Raw genomic sequence first — 23,223 nt, 5'->3', positions numbered from 1 at the left:
ATGCAAGGATTTTCCCCTCTTCGTCATTGCTTCGCGCACTTTTTATAAAACAAAAGCTCCCCCTTTCGGGGGAGCTGTCGAGCATGTTTGCGAGACTGAGAGGGTTTACCCCTTCAGAGGCACGAAACCGATGAGGTCCTTGACGACCTCGCCGCCGATGATGAGGCCGGCGACCGACGGCACAAAGGCATTGGAGCCGGGGACGGAGCGGCGGATGGTGCACTTGCGCTGGGTGCCCGGCGGGCAGATGCAGTGATTCTTGCAGCTGATGGAATCATCCTCGATGGGCGTCATGGCAGGCTCCTTGGAGTAGACGACCTTCAGGTGCTTGATCTTCCGCTTGCGGCACTCGGTGCGCATGACCTTGGCCAGCGGGCAGACGGAAGTTTTGTAGATATCCGTCACCTCAAAGCGGGTGGGGTCCATCTTGTTGCCTGCGCCCATGGCACAGATGATGGGCGTGCCCGCCTCCTTTGCCTTGACCACCAGCGCGATCTTGCCGGTGACGGTGTCGATGGCATCCACCACATAGTCGTACTGGGTGAAATCGAACTGGTCCTGCGTCTCCGGGGTGAAGAAGGTCTTGTAGGTCGTGACCTTGATGTTGGGGTCGATCTCGTGGATGCGCTGTTCCGCCACATCCACCTTGTACTGCCCCACCGTCTTGTGGGTGGCCACGATCTGGCGGTTCAGGTTGGTCAGGCAGACCTTATCGTCGTCGATGAGGTCCAGCGCACCCACGCCGCTGCGGGCCAGTGCCTCAACGGTATAGCCGCCCACGCCGCCGATGCCGAACACTGCCACGCGGGAATGGTGCAGCGTTTCCATGGCTTCCTTGCCCAGCAGCAGCTGGGTGCGGGAATACTGATCTTGCATATCGATACTCTCCACTTCTCTGGTCCTGCCGCGCCTGCCCGGCGCAGCCGGTTTTCGGTTGCTTCATCATGCGCTCCCACCGGGGAGCGGGTCACTTTTCCACCCGCACGATGGTGCCGCCGCCCAGGACCACATCGCCCTGATACAGCACCACCGCCTGCCCTGGCGTAGGCGCGCGCTGCGGCTCGTCAAATTCCAGCCGGAACCGATCCTCGCCCGCCGGGTAGACGGTCGCGGCCTGCTCGACCTGATGATACCGGGTGCGGGCCGTGACCCGCAGCGGGGCCGTCAGCGCCGGGATGGCGATCCAGTTGGCCTCCTCGGCGTAGACGATGCGGTCAAACAGGCTTTTCTCCGGGCCGACCGTGACCGTATTGGCCTGCATATCCTTGGCGCAGACATAGACCGGTGCGCCCATGGCAAGGCCCAGACCCTTCCGCTGGCCGATGGTATACCGCACGGCCCCCTTGTGGGTGCCCACTTTGCGGCCCGCCTCGTCGAGGAAATCGCCTGCCGGGTAGTGCTTGCCGGTGAAATCTTCCATGAACTTTTCGTAGTCGCCATCCGGCACAAAGCAGATGTCCTGGCTGTCGTGCTTGCGGGCGTTGATGAAATGCTGCTGCTCCGCGATCTCACGCACCTCGCTCTTGTGCAGTGCCCCCAGCGGCAGGCGGACATGGGCCAGCTGCTCCTGCGTCAGGTTGTAAAGCACATAGCTCTGATCTTTTCCTTCGTCCAGTCCCTTCTTCAGCAGCCAGCGGCCGGTGGCCTCGTCCTGCTCCACGCGGGCATAGTGGCCTGTGACCACATACTCCATCCCATGCTCCCGCGCCCAGGAGAGAAGGTGGTCGAACTTCATATACCGGTTGCAGTCGATGCAGGGGTTCGGGGTACCGCCCGCCTCATAGACCCGGATGAATTTTTCGATGATCTTTTCCCGGAAGTCGGCGGTGAAATCCAGCACCTCATAGGGGATGTCCATCGCATACGCCACCTCGGCGGCATCTTCGATGTCCTTTTCCGAGCAGCAGGTGTGAAAGCCGGACTGGCCCAGCGTCTCGTTGCGGGTGAGCCGCATCGTGATGCCGGTGCAGGCATAGCCCTTCTGCTGCATCAGCCAGGCTGCAACCGAGCTGTCTACGCCGCCGCTCATCGCAATGAGCGCACCGGAGCGGTTTGCATTCTGTGTTTCTGTCATTTTGTTCCTCATGTTATAACATACAAAAGCAGTAGTATTATACTACCGCACGTCCGTTCGCTTGTCAAGACGCAGCGACCTGCGCCGCTGCGGCCAGAAGTGCCGCTTTCTCATTGGGGAGCTGCCCAGTGAGCACCTGTTCCAGCAGAGCGTCCAGCACCCGGCGCAGCCCCGGCCCCGGCCGGATGCCTGCGTCCATCAGGTCCCGGCCATTCACGGCCAGCTGGTTGATGCGGCAGCAGGCGTTCGTTTCCACCAGCCGCGCGGCTTCCTGTTGCAGCGCGGCGAACGCTTCGGCTTGTTCCGGATGCTGGGCACTGCACAGGGCCGTCAGATCCGTAATCGTGGCAAGGTCATAGCGGCTCAAAAACCGTTTGGCCGTCAGCGTCAGCGCAGCGCCGGGCATCCCGGCAGCTGCCTCCCGAACCAGCGTCGCCACCGTACCGCTCAGGGCGTTGGAGCACTTGAGCCGTTTGAGCGCCGCTCTTGCACCGGCTTCGCCCAGCGGGCACAGCAGCGCCGCCAGCCGGACCGGGACGTGTTCCATGCCCGGCTCCAGCGCGTCGAGGATGCGTCGGCTTTCCGGAAGCTCTGCCGCATCCAGTTCCGGGAAGATAACCGCCAGTACCTCCGCTTCCAGATAAGCTCCCGGTGCCGGAGCTGCCAGCAGACGGCTCAGCTCCTCCGCGATGCGCTCTTCGGACACGCAGTCCAGATGGCGGCAGAGCGCTCTGGCCGCCTGCCCGGTGGCTGGGTCGATGGCAAAGCCGAACCGGGCCGCGAACCGGTAGAGCCGCAGGATGCGCAGGGCGTCTTCCTCGAACCGGCGCTGCGGCTCCCCCACCGCCCGCACGATGCCGGCGGCAAGGTCGCTCTGCCCGCCGAACGGGTCGATGAGCCCTTCTTCGGCGTTATAGGCCATGGCGTTGATGGTGAAATCCCGCCGGGCCAGGTCTTCTTTTACGTCCGGCACAAAGGCGACGTGGTCCGGGTGGCGGCCGTCGGAATACGCCCCCTCGGTGCGGAAGGTCGTGATCTCGTACAGCTCCCCGCCGTGTTTGACGGTCACGGTGCCGTGCTGCAATCCCGTCGGGATGCAGTGCGCTTCCCCGAACAACTCCAGCACCTGTTCGGGGGTCGCACTGGTGCAGAGGTCCCAGTCGTGCGGGGTCTGGCCGAGCAGACTGTCCCGCACACAGCCGCCCACCGCATAAGCGGCATGGCCCGCCGTATGGAGGCGCGTCAGCAGGGCCGCTGCACCGGGGTCCAGCGGGAAGGAAATGGTCTCAGCTGTCATGAAGGTTCCTCGTCGTATCGCAAAATGATCTGTTGTCCGTCCACGCCGCATTCCACCGACGGGAAGGCCGCTTCCGCCGCCGGGCGGGCGGCTTCCGGGTCGGTGATGATGGGCGAATAGTGCATGAGCCAGAGCCGCCGTGCCCCGGCCCGCGCCGCCAGTTCAGCGTCCTGCCGAAAGGTGCTGTGCCCATACTGTTTCGCCTGAGCCTGCTGCGCATCGTCCGGGTAGGTGGCGTCGCAGAGGAGCAGGTCGGCATCCTGTGCGGCCTGTTCCAGCGCGGCGCAGGGGGCCGTATCGCCGGAAAACACGAACCGCAGCCCTCTGCGGGGTGCGCCCAGCACCTGTCCGGGTGCAATGGTCGCCCCATCTTCCAGAGTGACCGGCTCCCCGCGCTGCAACAATCTCCACTGCTGCACCGGCACCCCCAGCGCCCTGGCTCTGGCTGGGTCAAAGCGGCCTGCGCGGGGCAGGTCCAGCCGGTAGCCCCGGCTGGGGACCCGGTGCTTCGTCCGGAAGGGCAGCAGTTCGGCCCCCACCGGCCAGCCGGGGGCCAGCGTTTCCAGCCGGACGGGGTCGGTGCCCAGCGGCACAGCCCGGATGGCATAGGGCTGGGGGCCGGTCAGGGCGCGGATGGCGCCCCAGACCGGCTCCATCCCCTCGGCCGGGCCAAAGATCGTCAGCGGCCGGGTGCGGCCCTGACAGCCCAGCGTTTGCAGCAGGCCGGGCAGGCCGAAGATATGGTCGCCGTGGTAGTGGGTCAGGCAGATGGCGTCCAGCTTCATCAGGTTGACCCCGGCGCGGCGGGCAGCGGTCTGGGTGCCCTCGCCGCAGTCGAACAGCAGGCTGTGCCCGCCGCATTCGGCCACTGCCGCCGTCAAGGCGCGGTCGGGCAGAGGCATGGTGGCCGCTGTGCCCAGCAGAGTAATGGTCAGCATAAAAAGTCCTCCGTATCGTTCCCCTTTAGTGTACCACACTTCGCCCCAGTGCACAATCGGCGCAGCGGGTGCATAGGCTGGGGCAGATGATGTTCCGGAAAGGAGGATGTGCCATGCAGCGCAAGCAAGGTCCCCGCAGGTCTTCCCACGCTCCCCGTCTGGTGCTGCTGTTGCTGCTCTTCGCCCTGGTGCTGGCCGTGGCGGGCGGGCTGTTCAGCTGCGCGTTCCAGCCCATGATGGCCGCCCGCGGGACGATGCTGTTCCTGCCGGGGGTGTAAAAAATTTTTCGTGAAATTTCGGATCTTCTCTTGACTCCGGCAACGAGATCTGACCGCATGAAAATAAGCCGCACCTGCGAAGGCGCGGCTTATTTTTATGCTCAGGAAAGCCGGTTCAGCCGGACGGCCACATACGGGTCCGGGAGCTTGAGCTCGTCGGCCAGGTCCTCTTCGGTGTCGTATTTGTCCCCGGCCAGGCCGACGACCACACTGCACACCGCGTATCGGCCGCTGGGCGAAAGGGCGGTGATCTTTGCCTCGCCGTCGGCCACAGCCGTCACGACACCGTTGGTGTCCACCGTGGCAACGCCCGGATTGCTGGTGACCCAGGTGATGGGCACACTGCCGCCGCTCTCCACGGCCACCGTGGCGCACAGGGCCTCCTGACTGCCCACCGTTTTGAACAGCAGGTCCGTCTTGTTCAGTGTGACCTTTCCGACCTCGGATGTGACCGTGACGGCGCACCGCAGCGCCTGCCCGTTGGAAGCAAACGCCGTGATGGTGGCGCTGCCCGGCTTCTGGGCCGTCACGACGCCTTTGTCATCGACCGAGGCGATGTTGGGGTCGCTGCTGCGCCACTGGTACACATAAATAAAGGAATGGTCGCTGTTGGTCAGCGTGAGCTGCTGTGTAGGGTGCAGGGCATCGTACTGCTGCACCAGTTCCAGACTGGTCTCGCTGAGGGTGGGTTTCTGCGCCTCGGCCTCCTCCCCCTTGCGGGTAACGGTGACTTCGCAGGCGGCGCGGTCGCCGTGGTCCGAGATGGCGGTGATGGTGGCCTTGCCCACACTGCGGGCCGTCACCTTGCCGTCACCGTCCACGGTGGCCACACTGGGGTTACTGCTCATCCAGACGATGAAGTAATAATCGCTCTGCCCGCCGGTATAAAGGTAGGCTTTTGGGCGCGGGTCGTCCGCCGTGATCTCCAGCTCCATCTCGGTCACTTCCAGCGCGAGCTTTGCGGAACGGTTCTCCGCGCGGGGCGCTGCCTGCGCCGCCAGCGGCGAGAGGGTCAGCGTTGCCCCCAGCAGCAGGGCACAGAGCGCCCGTCCCATCGGGTGAAAAGAATGTCTCATAGGGTCGAACGTCCCTCCTTTTTCGCTTCAAAGAATTGGAGTGCCGCACACAGGTACTTTTTCCGCGTCATGATCGTTCTCACTTTCGTTTCATTGTACACAGGATGCAAATTCTTTTCAAGCCGTTCGCCCTAAGAGTTCACAATTCGAGCCGCTTTTTGTGGAAACGCATAGTTTTTTGCAGCAAAAACTGTGCAAAAAATCCCATCCAGACCGTGTCTTTATGCCGGTTCCTCCGTGTAATATTGGGCCTGCGCGTTCCACAGCTCATAGTATTTTCCGGCGGTGTCGGCCAGCAGGCGCTCGTGGGTGCCCTGCTGGATGACCTCGCCGTGGTCGAAGACGGCGATCTCATCGCAGAACTTGCAGGAGGACAGCCGGTGGCTGATGTAGATGGCCGTTTTGTCCCCCGCGATCTCGTTGAATTTGGCGTAGATCTCCGCCTCGGCCACGGGGTCGAGCGCGGCGGTGGGTTCATCCAGGATGATGAAGGGCGCATCCTTGTACAAAGCCCGCGCGATGGCGATCTTCTGCGCCTCACCGCCGGAGACGGTCACGCCGTTCTCGTCCAGCTCCTGATACAGCGCCGTGTCCAGCCCCTGCGGCATCGCCGCCAGCCGGTCGCGGAAGCCCGCCTTTTGCAGGCAATCGGTCACGCGGGCGGCATCGTATCCGGTGCGGGCCGCGACATTCTGGCCCAGCGGGAGGGCCAGCAGCCGGAAATCCTGAAAGACGACCGAGAAGATGTCCATGTACTCGTCGTAGCGGTACTTCCGGATGTCGATGCCATTCAGCAGGATGACCCCCTCGGTGGGGTCGTACAGGCGGCAGAGCAGCTTGATGAAGGTCGTTTTGCCGCTGCCGTTCATCCCCACCACGGCCAGCCGCCCGCCGACTTTGAACTTCATGTTCAGGTGGCGCAGGGCGTACTGCGCACTGCCGGGGTAACGGAAGGAGACATCCCGGAACTCCACCGTATACTGGCGGTCGCTCCGCTTTTCGGTGGTCAGGCTGCCCTGATACATGTTGTTGGGCAGGTCGAGGTAATCGAAGATGTTTTTCATATAGACGCCGTTGATCTCCATCTCGGCCAGCATGTTCACAAGGGTGACAACGCCCTGGAACAGGCTGGCGGCCGCACCAAGGTACTGCGTCACGGCATCCAGACCGAACGCCCCGCCGCAGGCCTTGAGGCAGACGAAGAGATAGACCAGCCCCATCAGCAGCGCCGGCACCGCCGAGGAGGCCGACAGGAAGATTCCCATCGCGCCCCGGCGCAGCCTCGCGAAGTCATCCCACAGACCCACCATATAGCCGCTGACGACATTCTGGTACTGGTCGTACATCCGCAGGTCGGGGGCGTTCTTCGGCTCTTCCGGCAGGGTGAACTGGACGTGGAACATCCGGTTGCCCAGCTTTCCGGACTCCTGCAGCAGCGGCTCATATTTGGCCGCCTGCCCCGCGAACACGGGCGACAGGCAGGCGGTGCAGACCATCACGGCCCAGAACGCCGCCAGAAACAGCGGGTGCCCCAGAAAGGCCAGCCGCCCATCCGGCACCGCCGCGGTGAACAGCCCCCAGCAAAGCACCACGCCGCCCAAGATCTGGAACAGTGCCGTGGCGATCTTTTCCACCAGCAAAATGCAGATCGTGCCGCCCGCACCCGATAGCCTGGCGTCCTGCTGGATCTGGCTGTACATGTCATAGACCCGCTGGCTGTCCTCATCCACGTAGTCGAGGGACATCTGTTTGTCCATATACGTTCGGGTCTGCCGCTGCCAGAGGTCGTCCGTTTCCGCTTCCTTCCAGTGAAGCGCCGCTGCGCGCAGAAGGGTCAGCACGGCGGTCGTGCCCAGGGTCCAGAGCACCCAGACCATCAGCCGGTGCGGGTCCCGCCCGCCGGACAGTTCGCCCACCAGCTGGGCCGACAGCCAGACCGTGGCATAAGGGCTCAGCGCCGTGAGGGCGGCACTGGCAAAGGTAGCATAGAAAAACTTCGGCGACAGCTTCCAGAAGATGTTCCACTCCCGCCAGGCGTACCGGCACCCCTGCCGGATGGTGATCGTTTTGTTCGATGCGCTCATGCTTCGTTCTCCTCCCGGTAATACTGGCTCTGCACCTCAAACAGGTCGGCGTAGCCGCCGCCCCGTTTCAGCAGCTCTTCGTGGGTGCCTTCCTCGGCCACCCGGCCGTCCTTCAGATAGAGGATGCGGTCGCAGAAGCGGGTGGAGGCCAGCCGGTGCGAAATGAACAGGCTGGTCTTGCCTGCCGTCATCTCGTTGTATTTCTGGTAGATGTCGTTCTCGGCGATGGGGTCGAGCGCGGCGGTGGGTTCATCCAGCACCAGCACAGGCGCATCCTTGTACAGCGCACGGGCCAGCATCAGCCGCTGGGTCTGCCCGCCGGACAGCTCGACGCCGTCTTCGTAGACCTCCCGGCCGATCTGCGTTTCCAGCTGTTTGGGCAGGCTCTGCACCTTTTCGGTCAGGCCCGCTTCGTCCAGGCAGTGCCAGACGCGGGCCTCGTCGATGCCGGTGCGGCACTGGGCCACGTTCTCGGCCACGGTGGCCGACAAAACCGAGAAATCCTGGAACACCGCCGCGAACAGCTTGTAATAATCCCGGCGGTTATACGGGCGGATGTCCTGCCCATTGAGCAGGACACGGCCCTCGGTGGGATCGAGGAAGCCGCAGAGCAGCTTGACCAGCGTGGTCTTACCCGCACCGTTCAGGCCCACGATGGCGAGGTTCTCGCCGGGGCGGACGGTCAGGTCGAGTTTGTGGATGGTGTCCTTCTCCGCGCCGGGGTACCGGTAGCTGACCCCTTCGAGCCGCAGCTCATAGGGGGTATCCAGCCGCTTTTCCAGCGGGAGGCCGTCCTCAAAGCGGAACGGTTCCGGATATTCGAGAAATTCCCGCACGGTAGAGATGTCGAGACACTGCTTGTGCAGTTTTGCAAACTTTTCCAGAATGCCGCTGACCCACTGGGCAAAGCCGGTGGCCGCGCCGAAATAGAGCAGGAATTGCGAGACCGGCAGGCCCTGTTCCAGCGTCAGCCAGATCAGGTAGGCATAGGCTGCGCCGTTGCGCACCAGCAGCAGGGCCAGGTCGATGACATTGGCCCAAAGATAGGCCGTCTCCCGCCGGAGCAGGAAGCCGTGGTAGAGCCGCATCGTGCTCTCCCAGAGTTCTTCCACCCACTCCCGCAGGCCGAAGATGCGGATATCCTTGCCGTACTGCCGGTCGGTGGCGACCTTCTGCACGTAGGCCAGCCGCTTCACATACCCAGCTTCCTCCTCGCGGTGGCGGTAGCCCCACTCGTTGATCCGCCGGGACGCCAGATAGCTGATGACCGATGTGGCGCAGACCAGCAGGCAGAGCCAGGCGTTCAGGCCGGACAACAGCAGCAGGTAGGCTCCGAAGCCGAAGAGGTTGGTCAGGATCTCGCCCCAGCTCACCCAGAATGCTTCGACGGATTCATTGTTGGTGCTTCCGGCCCGGTCGGCCTTGGCGCTCAGATCCAGGAAGCGCTTGTCCAGCAGGTTCGGGTAGGAGGTGCCGGCCCGCTTGCGGGCCGAAAGGTCCAGGATATCGACCCGGACGTTCATTTTTCCAAAGAGATTCCGTTCGCTCAGATAACTTTGCAGGAAGGTCAGTGCGACCAGCAGCACAGAAAAACCGCCAATGACCGCCAGCAGACGGCCCAGCGCCATCCCCTGTTCCAGCACCCGGAGCACCGCCGGGGCAAACAGCAGCTCCGCGATGGTCCTGCCCGCCGTGACCAGCGCCAGCGAGAGGCCGACCGTGAACACCGTCCAATGTCTGCCCCGCCATGCCACGCCCAGCATATAGGCCGTGATCTGCCAGAGGTCGTATTTTGGTTTTTGCTTCGTTTTGTTCGTTCCCGTTTCCATGTGGGATTCCCCTTTCGTTCGTCTGGGCCTATCCTACCACAAAAAATCGTCCCCGGCACAGATCGGGGACGAACGGTTCATTTTGGGGGATGAATTGCAATGGTTTCCTTGGTACAACGGAACACCTTCCAATTTCATACTTGCGGGATCAAAATTTCCGTCGTGAAGGCTCCATCCTCGCTGTTGCGGCTGAGGTAGCCGTCCAGCTTTTCGACGATGGCATCGATGCGCACCAGACCGAAGCCGTGGCCCTCGCCCTTGGTGGTGGCGAACCGCCCGGCAAGTTTTGTCTGCTTCTGGCTGGCCGTGAAGTTGGTGAACGAGATGTAGAGCTGGGTGCCCTTCATATCCAGATACACCCGGATGAGGCGCTCGGCTTCGGGCAGGGCGGCGCTGGCATCCATGGCGTTGTCGAACAGGTTGCCGAGGATGCAGCAGAGGTCCAGCTCGCTCATCTTCAGCCGGACCGGGATGTGGGCGTCGATCTGCACCGGGATGTTCCGGCTCTTCGCGAGGGAGATCTTGCTGTTGAGGATGGCATCTGCCATGGCGTTACCCGTCTTGACCGCAAGGTCCACGGTGTTCAGGTCGGTGTCCAGCTGGTCAAGGTAGGCCCGGATGCCTTCCAGATCCCCCTGCGCCGCCAGGACCTTCATGGTCTGGATGTGGCCGCGGTAATCGTGCCGCCAGCCCCGCATCTGGCGGTACATGTTATCCACCTCTTTGTAATGCGTCTCGATAAGCTCCCGCTGGTAGGCTTCGATGCGGTGATCCAAAAGCCTTGAAAAAAGTTTCAGCATCTGTTTTCCCTTCCTCTGCCTCATGTCCTCTCGATGATGGCCCGGTTCAGCGGCTCATAGCTGCCGCGCGGCAGGGGCAGCACTGTGCCGTCCGCCAGAACGACCTCCTTTTTGGTCACGCGGCGGATCTGCTTCAGGTTCAGGATCATCCCCCGCCCCACCCGGAAGAACTGCTCATCAAGCTCTGCCTCGAACTCAGCCAGCGTCCGCTTGAGGGTATAGTCCTGTCTGGCGTGGACGGTCACATAGTTCTGGTGCACATCCAGATACCGCACCTCGTACAGCGGCAGACGGATCATCTCGCCGGAACGTTCGAGGTTCAGGCAGCGCTCGTTCCGGCGGTGCTTCTCCCACGCGCGGTCAAGCACGGCACAGAGCTTTTCGGGGCGGACCGGCTTCATCAGGTAATGGAGCGCGGCCACGTCGTAGCCCTCGGCGATGTAATCCGAGTAGCCGGTGATGAAGACGATCTGCACGGCTTCGTTCTCCTGCCGGACCGTTTTGGCCAGCGTGACACCGTCTGCGCCGGGCATTTCTACATCCAATAGTAATAAATCAAAGTTTTTATCCTCTGCGTAGCAGAACAGGAACTGTTCCGCCGAGGAAAAGGCCCGGCATTCCAGCGCGACGCCCCGTTGCTCTGCCCAGTGCGCCACGATGCCTCGCACATAGTCCGCATCCGCTGCGCTGTCGTCGCACACCGCTGCCCGATATGCCATCCTGTTCTCTCCCCTCTGTTATCTTTTTTCCGATTATGACACATTTCCGGTGGGATTGCAACAAAAAAAAGAGGCTGCGAACCTCCCCCAGTCACGGCGCTGCCGTGCCAGCCCCCTCGGAGAGGGGGCCTTGGCGTGGCGGTAGGCCGGAAAAGCCTCCCTCTTTGAGGGAGGTGTCATCGCGCAAGCGATGACGGAAGGAGTATCGCAGCCTCTTCGGCTGGTTCTTAGTAGTTGTGCTTCTTCAGCTCAAAATAGCTCTGGGGATGTGCGCAGACAGGGCACTTCAGGGGTGCGGACTTGCCGATGTAGGTGTAGCCGCAGTTCCGGCACTGCCAGACCTGCTGCTCCTCGCGGGCGAAGACCTGATTGTTCTTCAGGTTCTCGGCCAGCTCGCGGTAGCGCTCCTCGTGCTCCTTTTCGATCTGTGCCACCATGGTGAAGAGAGCAGCCAACTGGGGGAAACCCTCTTCCTTGGCCTCTTTCGCCATGCGGGGGTACATCTCGTTCCACTCGTCGTGCTCGCCGCCCGCTGCCATTTCCAGGCAGGTCATGGTGTCGGGGATGGAGCCGCCGTGCAGGGCTTTGAACCACATCTTGGCGTGTTCCTTTTCGTTGGCGGCCGTCTCCTCAAAGATCGCGGCCAACTGCTCGTAGCCTTCCTTCTTGGCTACGCTGGCGAAGAAGGTGTACTTGTTGCGGGCCTGGCTCTCGCCTGCAAATGCTTCCCACAGGTTTTTCTCGGTCTTGGTGCCCTTGAGTTCCATAATCCATGCTCTCCTTTATTGTTGTGTGTATGTGCTCGCCTCCGGCTGCAACCGGGGCGTTCCTTCTGAGAGTATTATAACAGAATTTGAGCTCAAAATCAAGAATAATTCCTATTTATTTTGAGAATCATTTTCAATTAGTGCTGCTTCAGCGCACAGACTGCCAGGCTGAGGGCGCTCCACGCAGCCTGATACATCAGCACGGCGGCAACAGACAGGGTGCCGATGCTGCCCGCATAGGTCAGCAGCACACCGATGGCCACCGAGAACCAGACCGACACCAGCTGCACCGTGGTGGCAGCCGTCTCGGCGTTCTGGGCCTGCTCGGCGGCGCGGAGACCGCCGATGAGGCTGACGAAGCCCTCATCGTGCAGCATACAGCAGCGGGCGGCGTTCTCCGGCTGCGCCGGGGCGGCGTTCAGGGCATCGCACTGGTCCTGTTCCAGCAGGGTGATCATGCCCTCCGGCAGATGGTAGGCGTCGGTGATGTGCCTGGCGGTCAGGCTGGGGTCTTTGCAGGTGACCAGAAGGCGGATGTTCTCCTTCTGCAGCACTTCCAGCCCGCGGGCCGCATTCCGCCCGCCTGTGGAGCGCAGCACGAACATGGCGTGGAGATTGCCCGAAACCGCCAGATACAAGATCTGCAAGGTCCCATGCTGGGAGTGCTCTTCCTCGTACTCCGTTTCGGGCACGGGAACGCCCTCCTTTTCCATATAGGTGCGGTTGCCGATCAGGACACGGTTGTTATCGCACCAGGCCGCAAAGCCGAGACCGTAGTGGGTCTCCAGATCCTTGACGGGGTAGAGGATGTCGGTGCGGTCCTCAATGATCTGGCGGAACAGGCCGCGCAGAGTCTCGCAGCTCTGGTTCAGGATGCTGGCCGCATAGAGGATGGCGCGGTCGATGCGGCCCCCCTTGAAGATGCGGATATCCTCCAGATTCACGCTGTCCGCAGTGAAAAGCTCGTCGGCGTCCACCTGCACGGTATCCACACCGCCCAGTTCTTCGATCGCGGCCCAGCCGGGAATGACCGCACCGGCAGCGGCGGCGCTCTTTTGCAGCCGCAGGGTGGCCAGACCGGCCACCAGCGTGGAGGAGAGCGGAGCGCCCATGCAGAGCATGGCGGTCATGGCCGCAGCCATGCCGTTGAGCCCGCCGCCGAACAGCAGGAACGCCAGACCGCTGAGCACCGCAGCCCCCAGCAGGATGTACGACGTCTTGCGGGCGCGGCGCTCACTGGCGCGCTCGCCAAAGCTCTGTTCCAGCAGGGCGTCGTCCCACTGGACCGGGCGGCTGAGCAGGACCCAGGGGTCCTTTTCGTCCAGACTGCGGGCAAGCATCCGAATCAGGTCTTTGTCCTTGACCCGGAACGCCCCCTGCAGCCCGGCCGGGTCTTTGGTGGCCAGGTCGTAGCCGTTTTTCACAGCGGCCAGCTGCACCCGGCTGCCCAGCAGGGCCATGAACAGCCCCAGCGCCGCGATGCCGGACAGCAGCGTCCAGCTGGACGTCTGGTAGCTCCTGGCGTTGAGCAGGGCGATGGCAGCTTCCAGCGCCGCACCGCAGGCGGCCAGCGCGGGCATGGTGTCTGCACTGGGGCGGCGGTCTTTTTTCAGGCCGCTCAGACCGTCCCGCAGGACGGGGTAGGCCACGGCCAGCGCCGCAGCCAGCACCAGCAGGTTGGCGGCGTAGAATGCCGCCGGAGCGACGACCGGGTCCAGCGAGGCAATGGGTGCCAGCAGGCCCGCCGCCGTCAGACCGAAGTGGAGCAGCACCACAGCCAGGATGCCGCTGAGCACACAGCGCAGCGTGAGTTCTGCGCTCATCTTATGCAGCTTCTCGTCCACGGTTTCGGGGGTAGATTCTTCGGCAGGCTCTGCGGCAGCTTCCTCTGCCGGGGCCGCAGGCGTCTCGGCTGCGGATGCGTCGCCGGGTGCGGCTTTTGCAGCCGCTTCCGCAGGCTGGGCAGCTTCGGCGGGCGCGGCATCCGGTGCGGAGACCGGCGCTTCCGGCTCCTCCTCAAGGCCCACCAACGGGATGCTCATGCTGTCGTCCATGCTGGGCGGCGTCTCCCGCGTGGGGGCCGCAGGCGTGGCTTCGTCGTCGCCTTCCCCAAAGAAGCGGAACGGCTGGGTCGGCTCCGGTCGGGCCTCTTCCGGCTCCGGCTTGCGGGTCCGGTCCTCGGCGAAGACCATCTTCGGCAGGGCCGCGCAGGCCTTTTCCTCGGCCTCCAATGCGGCGGTCTCGACGCCCAGCACCTCCTGCGGGGCGGGCGTGTCCGCTTCGGGCCGGGCCGGTTTCGGGGCCGGGAAGAGCAGGGCCTTGAGTTCCTGCATCTCGGCATGTTCCTTCTGCTCCTGCGGGGTCAGTGGGCCGCGCACATAGTTCTTCTCATATTTCGGCTGCTGCGGCTGCGGGGCGGGCTGCTTTTCGGCAGCCGACTTCCGGCTGGCCGGGGCGGCCGGGGCAGGCTGCACCGGCGGTTCCGGCTCCTCTGCCACAAAGAAGTCTGCGGCCAGCTCCAGATCGGCCTTCGGCTCCGCGGCCTCGTCCTCCCCGCCCAGCCGGATCTCACCCGTCGGCGGAAGTTCCTGCGGCATGGCAGGCTTTTCGGGGGCAGGCTCTGCCTCCTCCTTGGCGCGGCCCAGGATGCGGCCCAGGATGCTGCTCTGGGTCTTCTGCTTTGCAGGCTCCTGCTTTTCGTCATCCCGGTGCTTCATCTCATCGGGCACCTGCGCCACACTGGTGCTGAAAAAAGTGCGGAATTTTTCTTCCTTGGCTGCGAGGTCCTCCGGGTTCGTTTTTTCAAAGCCGTTTTTACGGGCATCATTCTTCGCCATTCGTTGTACCTCCCTGCTCAATCTCTGCGGAGCAGTCCGCGTTTATTCGCCTGCCCGCTGGCTCTGGATCTCATACAAAATGATGCCAGCCGCCACCGAGACGTTGAAGCTGTCCACGCCGGTGCCCTGTGCGGCCATATCCAGCCGCACCACGCCGTCGCAGAGCTTTTTCACCAGCTGCGAGACGCCGCTGCCCTCGCTGCCCAGCACCAGCGCGATGGGGCCGGTGAGGTTATTCTTGCGCAGGGGCACACCGTCCATATCGGCACAGTAGACGAAAACGCCCTGGTCCTTCAGGCGGCGGATGGTCTCGCCGATGTTGGCCACACGGGCCACGGGCAGGCGCTCCGCAGCACCGGCGCTGGATTTGATGACGGTGGGGGTCACGGAAGCGCCGCCCCGCTTGGGGATGACGATGCCGTGGGCACCGCAGAGCAGTGCGCTGCGCATCACCGCACCCAGATTGTGGGGGTCTTCGATGCCGTCGCTCAGCACGAGGAAGGGCGGCTCCCCCTTCGCCTTGGCCGCCGCCAGCAGGTCTTCCACCGTGGCATACTCGATCTCGCTGGCAAACGCAGCCACACCCTGGTGGCTCTCGGTGCCGGTCATCAAGCGGAGCTTGTTGGGGTGGACCCGCTTGACGGTGGCCCCGGCCTCCTTGGCCATGGCGGTGAAGTACGCCGCCACAGCGGGGGCCATGCCCTCGGCCAGCAGCACCGTATCCACGCCGGAGCCGCTCTTGAGCAGCTCGGTCACGGGGTTCTTGCCGTAGACCAGGCTCTCATTCTTCGGCGTGTCCTCCGCAGCGCGGCGGGGGCGGCGCGGCATTTTCTGTTCGTCCATTGTGTTCTCCTTCCATTTATCGAAAAGGGACAGGCCCTTTTTGTTTCACTGTTTACGAAATTCGACAGAGTGTCATAGTAAAGTATAACATAACCGCCCCGCCTTTGCCATAGGATTCCCCTTTTTTCCCGCCTGAATTTTGTTCCGGCCGGCAGAGGGCAGCCCCCTTGTCATTTTATCGGTATATTTTTTTCGGCAAAAGTTTTCCACATTCGAGTCCATATACACTTTGTAAAACAGGCTTTTCTTTTCCACATGTTGAAAACTCCGTTGAAAGTGTTCAAAAATCAAGCATCTGCGCCCACTTTCCGGGTGGAATTCCACACTTTCCACCTGGTTTTCAACCGTGAGGAAATTTTCCGTACAGAAGCCGCCGTACTTTTTGTAAAATTCAAGTCGGAAATATGACTATTTTTTGAACGTCTCGTTCCCGCATTTTGCCACAATCTCCAACATCATTTTGACGAACGGGAAACCATGTTGAAAATTTGGATTGATTTTATAGTTTGTTTGGGGTATACTAGCCTTACAGGTTCGTTAAGGGATACGCAAAGTCGCATTCTCAAACGACTTTTCACCCCAATAATATGAATTTGCGGAGGTAATGAATAATGTTGGTAAATGCAACCGAAATGCTCATCAAGGCACGCGACGGCCACTACGGTGTGCCCCAGTTCAACATCAACAACCTGGAATGGACCAAGGCTGTGCTGACCGCCTGCGAGGAGATGAAGAGCCCTGTCATCCTGGGCGTCTCCGAGGGTGCCGGCAAGTACATGACCGGTTTCAAGACCGTTGCTGCGATGGTCAGCGCAATGGTCGATTCCATGGGGATCACCGTTCCCGTTGCTCTGCATCTGGACCACGGCACCTACGAAGGCTGCAAGGCCTGCGTGGAAGCCGGTTTCTCTTCCATCATGTTCGACGGCAGCCACTACTCCATCGAGGAGAACGTGGAGAAGACCAAGGAGCTGGTCGCTCTGGCACATTCCAAGGGCCTGAGCATCGAAGCTGAGGTCGGTTCCATCGGCGGCGTCGAGGACGGCGTCGTGGGCGCTGGCGAGATCGCAGACCCTGCGGAGTGCGCAAAGATCACCGATCTGGGTATTGATTTCCTGGCAGCTGGCATCGGCAACATCCACGGTGTCTACCCGGCCAACTGGAAGGGTCTGGACTTCGAGGCTCTGGACCGCATCCACAAGGCCACTAACAACATCCCCCTGGTCCTGCACGGCGGCACCGGCATCCCCGACGAGATGATCGCAAAGGCCATCAGCCTGGGCGTCTCCAAGATCAACATCAACACCGAGTGCCAGCTGGTCTTTGCTGAGGCCACCCGCAAGTACATCGAGGCTGGCAAGGATCAGCAGGGCAAGGGCTTCGACCCCCGCAAGCTGCTGGCTCCCGGCGCTCAGGCCATCATCGACAAGTGCAAGGAGAAGATCGAGCTGTTCGGCTGCGCCGGCAAGGGCTAAGCAGGCACTCGTATCGTAACCGGTACACCACCCAATAAATTATGCGGTCCCGTCACACTGTTATGCACAGTGCCGCGGGACCGCTTTTTCTTTTTTGCTTTATTTTTTCTTTATAGACGAGCCGTCAGACGCGGGTCTTTTCCATATCTCCAAAAATGTATTGCATACAGTCCTGCACCCAGAAGCAGACAAAAAATCGAATAGCTAAGGATCGGAAGCCGCAGCAGTACGATCTTACCCGCGACCTGGGTAAAGAACCAGCCCGTTCCATACAGGGTCACGATATAAAGCACTAGCCATGTAGCATATTTCAGCCAATGATCTCGCGGCGGAAAGCCTACCTGCTCCATCATCCGGCGGAACAGTGCGCAAAAAGCCGTCACTGCAACAACAAGCTGCATCAGATAGCCTACAGAAAGTTCAAAAACCCAATCGCCAATTACCGGGTAAAGCAGCAGCCCTTCCACGCCCCACTCAAAGAAAAAATACAGCGGTGCAAGAAACCAGAAGTAATCCGCAGCTCTCAGTGTTTTCAAACTTGGCTTGACCTCCTCCACAAAGGTTTTTGCATCCGAAATCGAATCGAACAGTTCCTGATTTTCCGCATTGGCTTGGATGGAAATATCAAGCAGATCGTTGTGCACAAGTTCAATACCGCAGGAGTCCCAGCTGACCCGACGAAGATAGCGGATTACTTCCTTAAGCTGCTCCTGACTTTTTTCTGTCAGCAGTCTGGTACGCATCCGGTTTGCCTTTCGCAATGCAAAATACTTATTCATCTGGCTCCTCCTTAAAAATTTTTTCCACCAGCTGACAGAGCTGTCTCCAATCCTGCCGAAACTCAAAAAGCGCCAGCCGCCCTTCCTCCGTTACAACGTAATATTTCCGACTTGGCCCCTTGGGGGAAGGTCTGCGTTCTACTGTGACCTTTCCCTGTTGTTCCAACCGAAGCAGCAGCGGATACAGTGTGCTTTCGCTCAGGTCTGAAAAACCGACCTGTTTCAGATTCATCACGATCTCATAGCCATAGGTCGGCTCTCTGCTGATGAGTTTCAGAACGCAGAACTCCAAAATACCCTTGAGAAGCTGTGTGTTGTTTTCCACTGGGGACTCCTCCTTTCTGCTATTTTGTATTACGTAGTAGCTTGTCTACATTGTATTACATAGTAGTGCTTCTGTCAAGCCCTGCTGCATTCGCATTTCTGCTAAAGATCATACCGCATTTTTGTGCAACAAAAAACGCCCTAAGATTTCTCTTAGAGCGTTTCGATCAAGTCGGCGACTACCTATTTTCACAAGCCGTTTCCAGCTAACTATCTTGGGCACGAGTGAGCTTAACTACTGTGTTCGGAATGGGAACAGGTGGGACCTCACCGTCATTGTCACCGACTATATGACTGGTTCAGTATACCATACGGTCTACTGTTTGTCCAGTGTTTCTAGAAGGACGTGCCTTCAAAACTGAATAATCACTGCTAACATTTTTTCGTTGACTCTTTGAGTCTCAAGCGAATTGTGGTCAAGCCCTCGATCTATTAGTACACACTTGCTGAATGAATCACTCCACTTACACATCGTGCCTATCAACCTTGTAGTCTTCAAGGGATCTTACCTGATCAAATCAGTGGGATATCTTATCTTTGGGTCGGCTTCACGCTTAGATGCTTTCAGCGTTTATCCGATCCGTACGTAGTTGCCCAGCTATGCTCCTGGCGGAACAACTGGTGCGCCAGAGGTACGTCCGTCCCGGTCCTCTCGTACTAGGGACAGCTCCCATCAAATATCCTGCGCCCACGACAGATAGGGACCGAACTGTCTCACGACGTTCTGAACCCAGCTCGCGTACCGCTTTAATTGGCGAACAGCCAAACCCTTGGGACCGAATACAGCCCCAGGATGCGATGAGCCGACATCGAGGTGCCAAACCTCCCCGTCGATGTGGACTCTTGGGGGAGATCAGCCTGTTATCCCCAGGGTAACTTTTATCCGTTGAGCGATGGCATTTCCACTCACATACCACCGGATCACTAACTCCAACTTTCGTTACTGCTCGACCCGTCAGTCTCGCAGTTAGGCTCGCTTCTGCGTTTGCACTCTTTTGCTTGATTTCCGTTCAAGCTGAGCGAACCTTTGAACGCCTCCGTTACTCTTTAGGAGGCGACCGCCCCAGTCAAACTGCCCACCTAACAATGTCCCCCGACTCGATTCAGAGCCGCAGGTTAGAATTCCAATATCGCAAGGATGGTATCCCAACGTCCTCTCCATGACCGCCAAAGCAATCACTTCCCAGAGTCCCATCTATCCTGTGCATGCAACATCGAAACCCAATATTAGGCTACAGTAAAGCTCCATGGGGTCTTTCCGTCTTGTCGCGGGTAACCGGCATCTTCACCGGTACTACAATTTCGCCGGGCGGGCTGTTGAGACAGTGCCCAAATCATTACGCCTTTCATGCGGGTCAGAACTTACCTGACAAGGAATTTCGCTACCTTAGGACCGTTATAGTTACGGCCGCCGTTCACTGGGGCTTCGATTCAATGCTTGCACATCTCCTCTTAACCTTCCAGCACCGGGCAGGCGTCAGCTCGTATACGTCATCTTTCGATTTAGCACAAACCTGTGTTTTTGGTAAACAGTTGCTTGGGCCGATTCTCTGCGGCTCCATCTCTGGAGCACCCCTTCTCCCGAAGTTACGGGGTCAATTTGCCGAGTTCCTTAACAACCCTTCTCCCGTTGGCCTTAGAATCTTCTTCCTACCTACCTGTGTCGGTTTGCGGTACGGGCACCTCAGAAATCCACACAGCTTTTCTCGCCATCTTCCATCCCAGACTTCGGTACTATTTTCCCTCGATCTCTACCGGAACCAACACCCGGCTCTGAGACTTCTTATGTGTCCCTGTGCTTAACTCTTTTGGTGGTGACGGAATCTCTACCGTCTGTGCATCGGCTACGCCTTTCGGCCTCACCTTAGCTCCCGACTAACTTGGAGCGGACGAACCTTCCTCCAAAAACCTGAGGCTTTCGGCCATGCAGATTCTCACTGCATTCGCGCTACTCATTCCGGCATTCTCACTTCTATACACTCCACAGCCGCTTGCGCTACTGTTTCGCCGCGTATACAACGCTCCCCTACCCAATGTATTGCTACATTGCCTAAGCTTCGGTGCCAGGTTTAGCCCCGTTAAATTCTCCGCGCAAAGACGCTCGACCAGTGAGCTATTACGCACTCTTTGAATGAGTGGCTGCTTCTGAGCCAACATCCTGGTTGTCTGCGTATCTTCACATCGTTTTCCACTTAACCTGACTTTGGGACCTTAGCTGTAGATCTGGGCTGTTTCCCTTTTGACAATGACATTTATCTGACACTGTCTGACTCCCAGGCATCAATATTCTGGCATTCTGAGTTTGATAAGCTTCGCTAACCTCTCGGCCGCTAGGCTATTCAGTGCTTTACCTCCAGATATCTAACCTGAGGCTAGTCCTAAAACTATTTCGGGGAGAACCAGCTATCTCCGGGTTCGATTGGAATTTCTCCGCTACCCACAGTTCATCCGCCGCCTTTTCAACGGAGGTCGGTTCGGTCCTCCATGGAATTTTACTTCCACTTCAACCTGACCATGGGTAGGTCACCCGGTTTCGGGCCCATTGTATGCAACTTAACGCCCTTTTCAAACTCGCTTTCGCTTCGGCTCCAGTCCTGAAGACCTTAACCTTGCTGCATACAATCGCTCGCCGGACCGTTCTACAAAAAGTACCCTATCACACTTTGACGTGCTCTAGGTGCTTGTAGGCACAGGGTTTCAGGTTCTTTTTCACTCCCCTCCCGGGGTGCTTTTCACCTTTCCTTCACAGTACTATACGCTATCGGTCACTGGGTAGTATTTAGGGTTGGAGGGTGGTCCCCCCATCTTCCGACCAGGTTTCACGTGTCTGGCCGTACTCTGGAACTTGCTCAGCTCTTGTCGTTTTCACCTACGTGGTTCTCACACTCTCTGACCGGCCTTCCCATGCCGTTCGGTTAACAACTCAAGTCTTAAATGCAGTCCGTACCCCGGAAGTCTTTCGACTCCCGGTTTGCCCTCTTCCGCGTTCGCTCGCCACTACTTACGGAATCTCGTTTGATGTCTCTTCCTCGCCCTACTTAGATGTTTCAGTTCAGGCGGTTCCCTCGATCTACCTATTTTGAAGTTCAGTAGATCGTACCTGAGTATGAACCCAGGTGAGTTTCCTCATTCAGAAATCTCCGGATCAATGCTTATTTGCAGCTCCCCGAAGCTTATCGCAGCTTATCACGTCTTTCATCGGCTCCCAGTGCCAAGGCATTCGCCCTGCGCCCTTGTTCGCTTGACCTTTCAAACGTTCTTTAAGAACATTTGGTATCCTCTTGATTCTCTCTTGCCAACGAAGATTATGTTACCCTTCCTTTTGAAATTGTAATATTTCTTAAAAAGAACTTACTATAATCTTTGTTTCGCAGTTATTATTCAGTTTTCAAGGTACGTCTTTGAGTTCCCTTTTCAGGGCCCTCAAAATCGAACAATATCTACTCTGCTTGTCTCTGTCACCTGTTCCAGGAAGAAACCATCTTCGATGCTTTCTTCCTGCCTGACTCCTTAGAAAGGAGGTGATCCAGCCGCAGGTTCTCCTACGGCTACCTTGTTACGACTTCACCCCAATCACCAGTTTTACCTTCGGCGGCGTCCTCCTTGCGGTTAGACTACCGACTTCGGGTCCCCCCGGCTCTCATGGTGTGACGGGCGGTGTGTACAAGGCCCGGGAACGTATTCACCGTGGCATGCTGATCCACGATTACTAGCAATTCCGACTTCGTGCAGGCGAGTTGCAGCCTGCAGTCCGAACTGGGACGTTGTTTCTGAGTTTTGCTCCACCTCGCGGTCTTGCTTCTCTTTGTTTAACGCCATTGTAGTACGTGTGTAGCCCAAGTCATAAAGGGCATGATGATTTGACGTCATCCCCACCTTCCTCCGTTTTGTCAACGGCAGTCTGGCCAGAGTCCTCTTGCGTAGTAACTGACCATAAGGGTTGCGCTCGTTGCGGGACTTAACCCAACATCTCACGACACGAGCTGACGACAACCATGCACCACCTGTCTCTGCGTCCCGAAGGAAAATACTATTTCTAGCACCGTCGCAGGATGTCAAGACTTGGTAAGGTTCTTCGCGTTGCGTCGAATTAAACCACATACTCCACTGCTTGTGCGGGCCCCCGTCAATTCCTTTGAGTTTCAACCTTGCGGTCGTACTCCCCAGGTGGATTACTTATTGTGTTAACTGCGGCACTGAAGGGGTCAATCCTCCAACACCTAGTAATCATCGTTTACGGTGTGGACTACCAGGGTATCTAATCCTGTTTGCTACCCACACTTTCGAGCCTCAGCGTCAGTTGGTGCCCAGTAGGCCGCCTTCGCCACTGGTGTTCCTCCCGATATCTACGCATTCCACCGCTACACCGGGAATTCCGCCTACCTCTGCACTACTCAAGAAAAACAGTTTTGAAAGCAGTTCATGGGTTGAGCCCATGGATTTCACTTCCAACTTGTCTTCCCGCCTGCGCTCCCTTTACACCCAGTAATTCCGGACAACGCTTGTGACCTACGTTTTACCGCGGCTGCTGGCACGTAGTTAGCCGTCACTTCCTTGTTGAGTACCGTCATTATCTTCCTCAACAACAGGAGTTTACAATCCGAAGACCTTCTTCCTCCACGCGGCGTCGCTGCATCAGGGTTTCCCCCATTGTGCAATATTCCCCACTGCTGCCTCCCGTAGGAGTCTGGGCCGTGTCTCAGTCCCAATGTGGCCGTTCAACCTCTCAGTCCGGCTACCGATCGTCGCCTTGGTGGGCCATTACCTCACCAACTAGCTAATCGGACGCGAGGCCATCTCAAAGCGGATTGCTCCTTTTCCCTCTGGTCGATGCCGACCTGTGGGCTTATGCGGTATTAGCAGTCGTTTCCAACTGTTGTCCCCCTCTTTGAGGCAGGTTCCTCACGCGTTACTCACCCGTTCGCCACTCGATCGAAGAAGCAAGCTCCTTCTCTCTCGTTCGACTTGCATGTGTTAGGCGCGCCGCCAGCGTTCGTCCTGAGCCAGGATCAAACTCTTTATAAATGATATTTATCACTTAAAAAGTGTTAAATCTTCTTCGCTCAGCACGCAATCGCTTGCGTCCTGTGTGAATTACTTTGT

Annotated in this window: 16 protein-coding genes and 3 rRNA genes; 2 read left to right on the top strand and 17 right to left on the bottom strand. The window is 59.1% G+C overall.

Annotated elements, in window-relative coordinates; translation table 11 throughout:
• Positions 1–105 precede the first annotated feature (105 nt).
• The 4 genes from I5P96_RS03340 to I5P96_RS03325 all read right to left on the bottom strand — a co-directional run bounded on the left by I5P96_RS03340 (position 106) and on the right by I5P96_RS03325 (position 4,309).
• Positions 106–876, bottom strand: coding sequence for a ThiF family adenylyltransferase (locus I5P96_RS03340; protein ID WP_223383118.1), 771 nt, complete (start codon positions 874–876; stop codon positions 106–108).
• A 91-nt stretch (positions 877–967) separates the two neighbouring features.
• The gene (gene mnmA, locus I5P96_RS03335) at positions 968–2,074 is read right to left on the bottom strand and encodes a tRNA 2-thiouridine(34) synthase MnmA (protein ID WP_223383112.1); all 1,107 of its coding nucleotides are present in this window, start codon (positions 2,072–2,074) and stop codon (positions 968–970) included.
• A gap of 64 nt (positions 2,075–2,138) precedes the next feature.
• On the bottom strand, positions 2,139–3,371 hold the full coding sequence (locus I5P96_RS03330; RefSeq protein ID WP_223383110.1) for a CCA tRNA nucleotidyltransferase: 1,233 nt from the start codon (positions 3,369–3,371) through the stop codon (positions 2,139–2,141).
• Positions 3,368–4,309, bottom strand: coding sequence for a ribonuclease Z (locus I5P96_RS03325; protein WP_223383108.1), 942 nt, complete (start codon positions 4,307–4,309; stop codon positions 3,368–3,370). Before I5P96_RS03325 ends, I5P96_RS03330 begins: the two co-directional genes overlap by 4 nt.
• Before the next feature lie 86 nt (positions 4,310–4,395).
• Between I5P96_RS03325 and I5P96_RS03320 the strand changes: the two genes are divergently transcribed.
• Positions 4,396–4,587 carry a hypothetical protein gene (locus tag I5P96_RS03320; protein ID WP_223383107.1) on the top strand — a complete coding sequence of 64 codons (192 nt, stop codon included), beginning with the start codon at positions 4,396–4,398 and terminating at the stop codon, positions 4,585–4,587.
• A 101-nt stretch (positions 4,588–4,688) separates the two neighbouring features.
• Here the strand turns inward: I5P96_RS03320 and I5P96_RS03315 are convergent, their stop codons facing one another.
• The 8 genes from I5P96_RS03315 to rlmB form a co-directional block, all read right to left on the bottom strand.
• The gene (locus tag I5P96_RS03315) at positions 4,689–5,663 is read right to left on the bottom strand and encodes an Ig domain-containing protein (protein ID WP_223383105.1); all 975 of its coding nucleotides are present in this window, start codon (positions 5,661–5,663) and stop codon (positions 4,689–4,691) included.
• 221 nt (positions 5,664–5,884) lie between these two features.
• Positions 5,885–7,747, bottom strand: a complete 1,863-nt coding sequence (locus I5P96_RS03310) for an ABC transporter ATP-binding protein (RefSeq protein ID WP_223383103.1) — start codon at positions 7,745–7,747, stop codon at positions 5,885–5,887.
• Positions 7,744–9,576 carry an ABC transporter ATP-binding protein gene (locus tag I5P96_RS03305; protein ID WP_223383102.1) on the bottom strand — a complete coding sequence of 611 codons (1,833 nt, stop codon included), beginning with the start codon at positions 9,574–9,576 and terminating at the stop codon, positions 7,744–7,746. Before I5P96_RS03305 ends, I5P96_RS03310 begins: the two co-directional genes overlap by 4 nt.
• Positions 9,577–9,710: 134 nt before the next feature.
• A complete protein-coding gene (locus I5P96_RS03300) occupies positions 9,711–10,376 on the bottom strand; it encodes a sensor histidine kinase (protein ID WP_223383101.1) in 666 nt (221 codons plus the stop codon).
• A gap of 20 nt (positions 10,377–10,396) precedes the next feature.
• Positions 10,397–11,095, bottom strand: coding sequence for a LytR/AlgR family response regulator transcription factor (locus I5P96_RS03295; protein ID WP_223383099.1), 699 nt, complete (start codon positions 11,093–11,095; stop codon positions 10,397–10,399).
• A gap of 227 nt (positions 11,096–11,322) precedes the next feature.
• Positions 11,323–11,862, bottom strand: a complete 540-nt coding sequence (gene rbr, locus I5P96_RS03290; protein ID WP_263291088.1) for a rubrerythrin — start codon at positions 11,860–11,862, stop codon at positions 11,323–11,325.
• A gap of 137 nt (positions 11,863–11,999) precedes the next feature.
• A complete protein-coding gene (locus I5P96_RS03285; RefSeq protein WP_223383098.1) occupies positions 12,000–14,699 on the bottom strand; it encodes a cell envelope biogenesis protein OmpA in 2,700 nt (899 codons plus the stop codon).
• Positions 14,700–14,741: 42 nt separating this feature from the next.
• Complete coding sequence (rlmB, locus tag I5P96_RS03280) at positions 14,742–15,542, bottom strand: 23S rRNA (guanosine(2251)-2'-O)-methyltransferase RlmB (protein WP_097792007.1); 801 nt, start codon at positions 15,540–15,542, stop codon at positions 14,742–14,744.
• 611 nt (positions 15,543–16,153) lie between these two features.
• Here rlmB and fba point away from each other — a divergent pair.
• On the top strand, positions 16,154–17,017 hold the full coding sequence (fba, locus tag I5P96_RS03275) for a class II fructose-1,6-bisphosphate aldolase (protein WP_223383096.1): 864 nt from the start codon (positions 16,154–16,156) through the stop codon (positions 17,015–17,017).
• Between the two features lie 110 nt (positions 17,018–17,127).
• On the opposite strand, the gene I5P96_RS03270 is transcribed toward fba, so the two are convergent.
• From I5P96_RS03270 to I5P96_RS03250, 5 genes are all read right to left on the bottom strand, one after another.
• Positions 17,128–17,796 (bottom strand): hypothetical protein, encoded by a 669-nt coding sequence (locus tag I5P96_RS03270; protein WP_223383095.1) that lies wholly within the window; start codon positions 17,794–17,796, stop codon positions 17,128–17,130.
• Positions 17,789–18,121, bottom strand: coding sequence for a PadR family transcriptional regulator (locus tag I5P96_RS03265; RefSeq protein ID WP_118553648.1), 333 nt, complete (start codon positions 18,119–18,121; stop codon positions 17,789–17,791). The genes I5P96_RS03270 and I5P96_RS03265 overlap by 8 nt, the downstream gene beginning before the upstream one ends.
• Positions 18,122–18,290: 169 nt before the next feature.
• Positions 18,291–18,407 (bottom strand): 5S ribosomal RNA (gene rrf, locus I5P96_RS03260).
• A gap of 125 nt (positions 18,408–18,532) precedes the next feature.
• Positions 18,533–21,367, bottom strand: a 23S ribosomal RNA gene (locus tag I5P96_RS03255).
• Between the two features lie 267 nt (positions 21,368–21,634).
• A 16S ribosomal RNA gene (locus I5P96_RS03250) occupies positions 21,635–23,145 on the bottom strand.
• The 16S, 23S and 5S rRNA genes sit together here, the layout of an rRNA operon.
• Positions 23,146–23,223 lie beyond the last annotated feature (78 nt).

The organism is Faecalibacterium prausnitzii (genome assembly GCF_019967995.1).
GTDB classification, from domain to species: domain Bacteria; phylum Bacillota; class Clostridia; order Oscillospirales; family Ruminococcaceae; genus Faecalibacterium; species Faecalibacterium prausnitzii_E.
The sequence above is the reverse complement of the archived record's forward strand: the minus strand, read 5'-3'. Positions and strand labels throughout refer to the sequence as shown.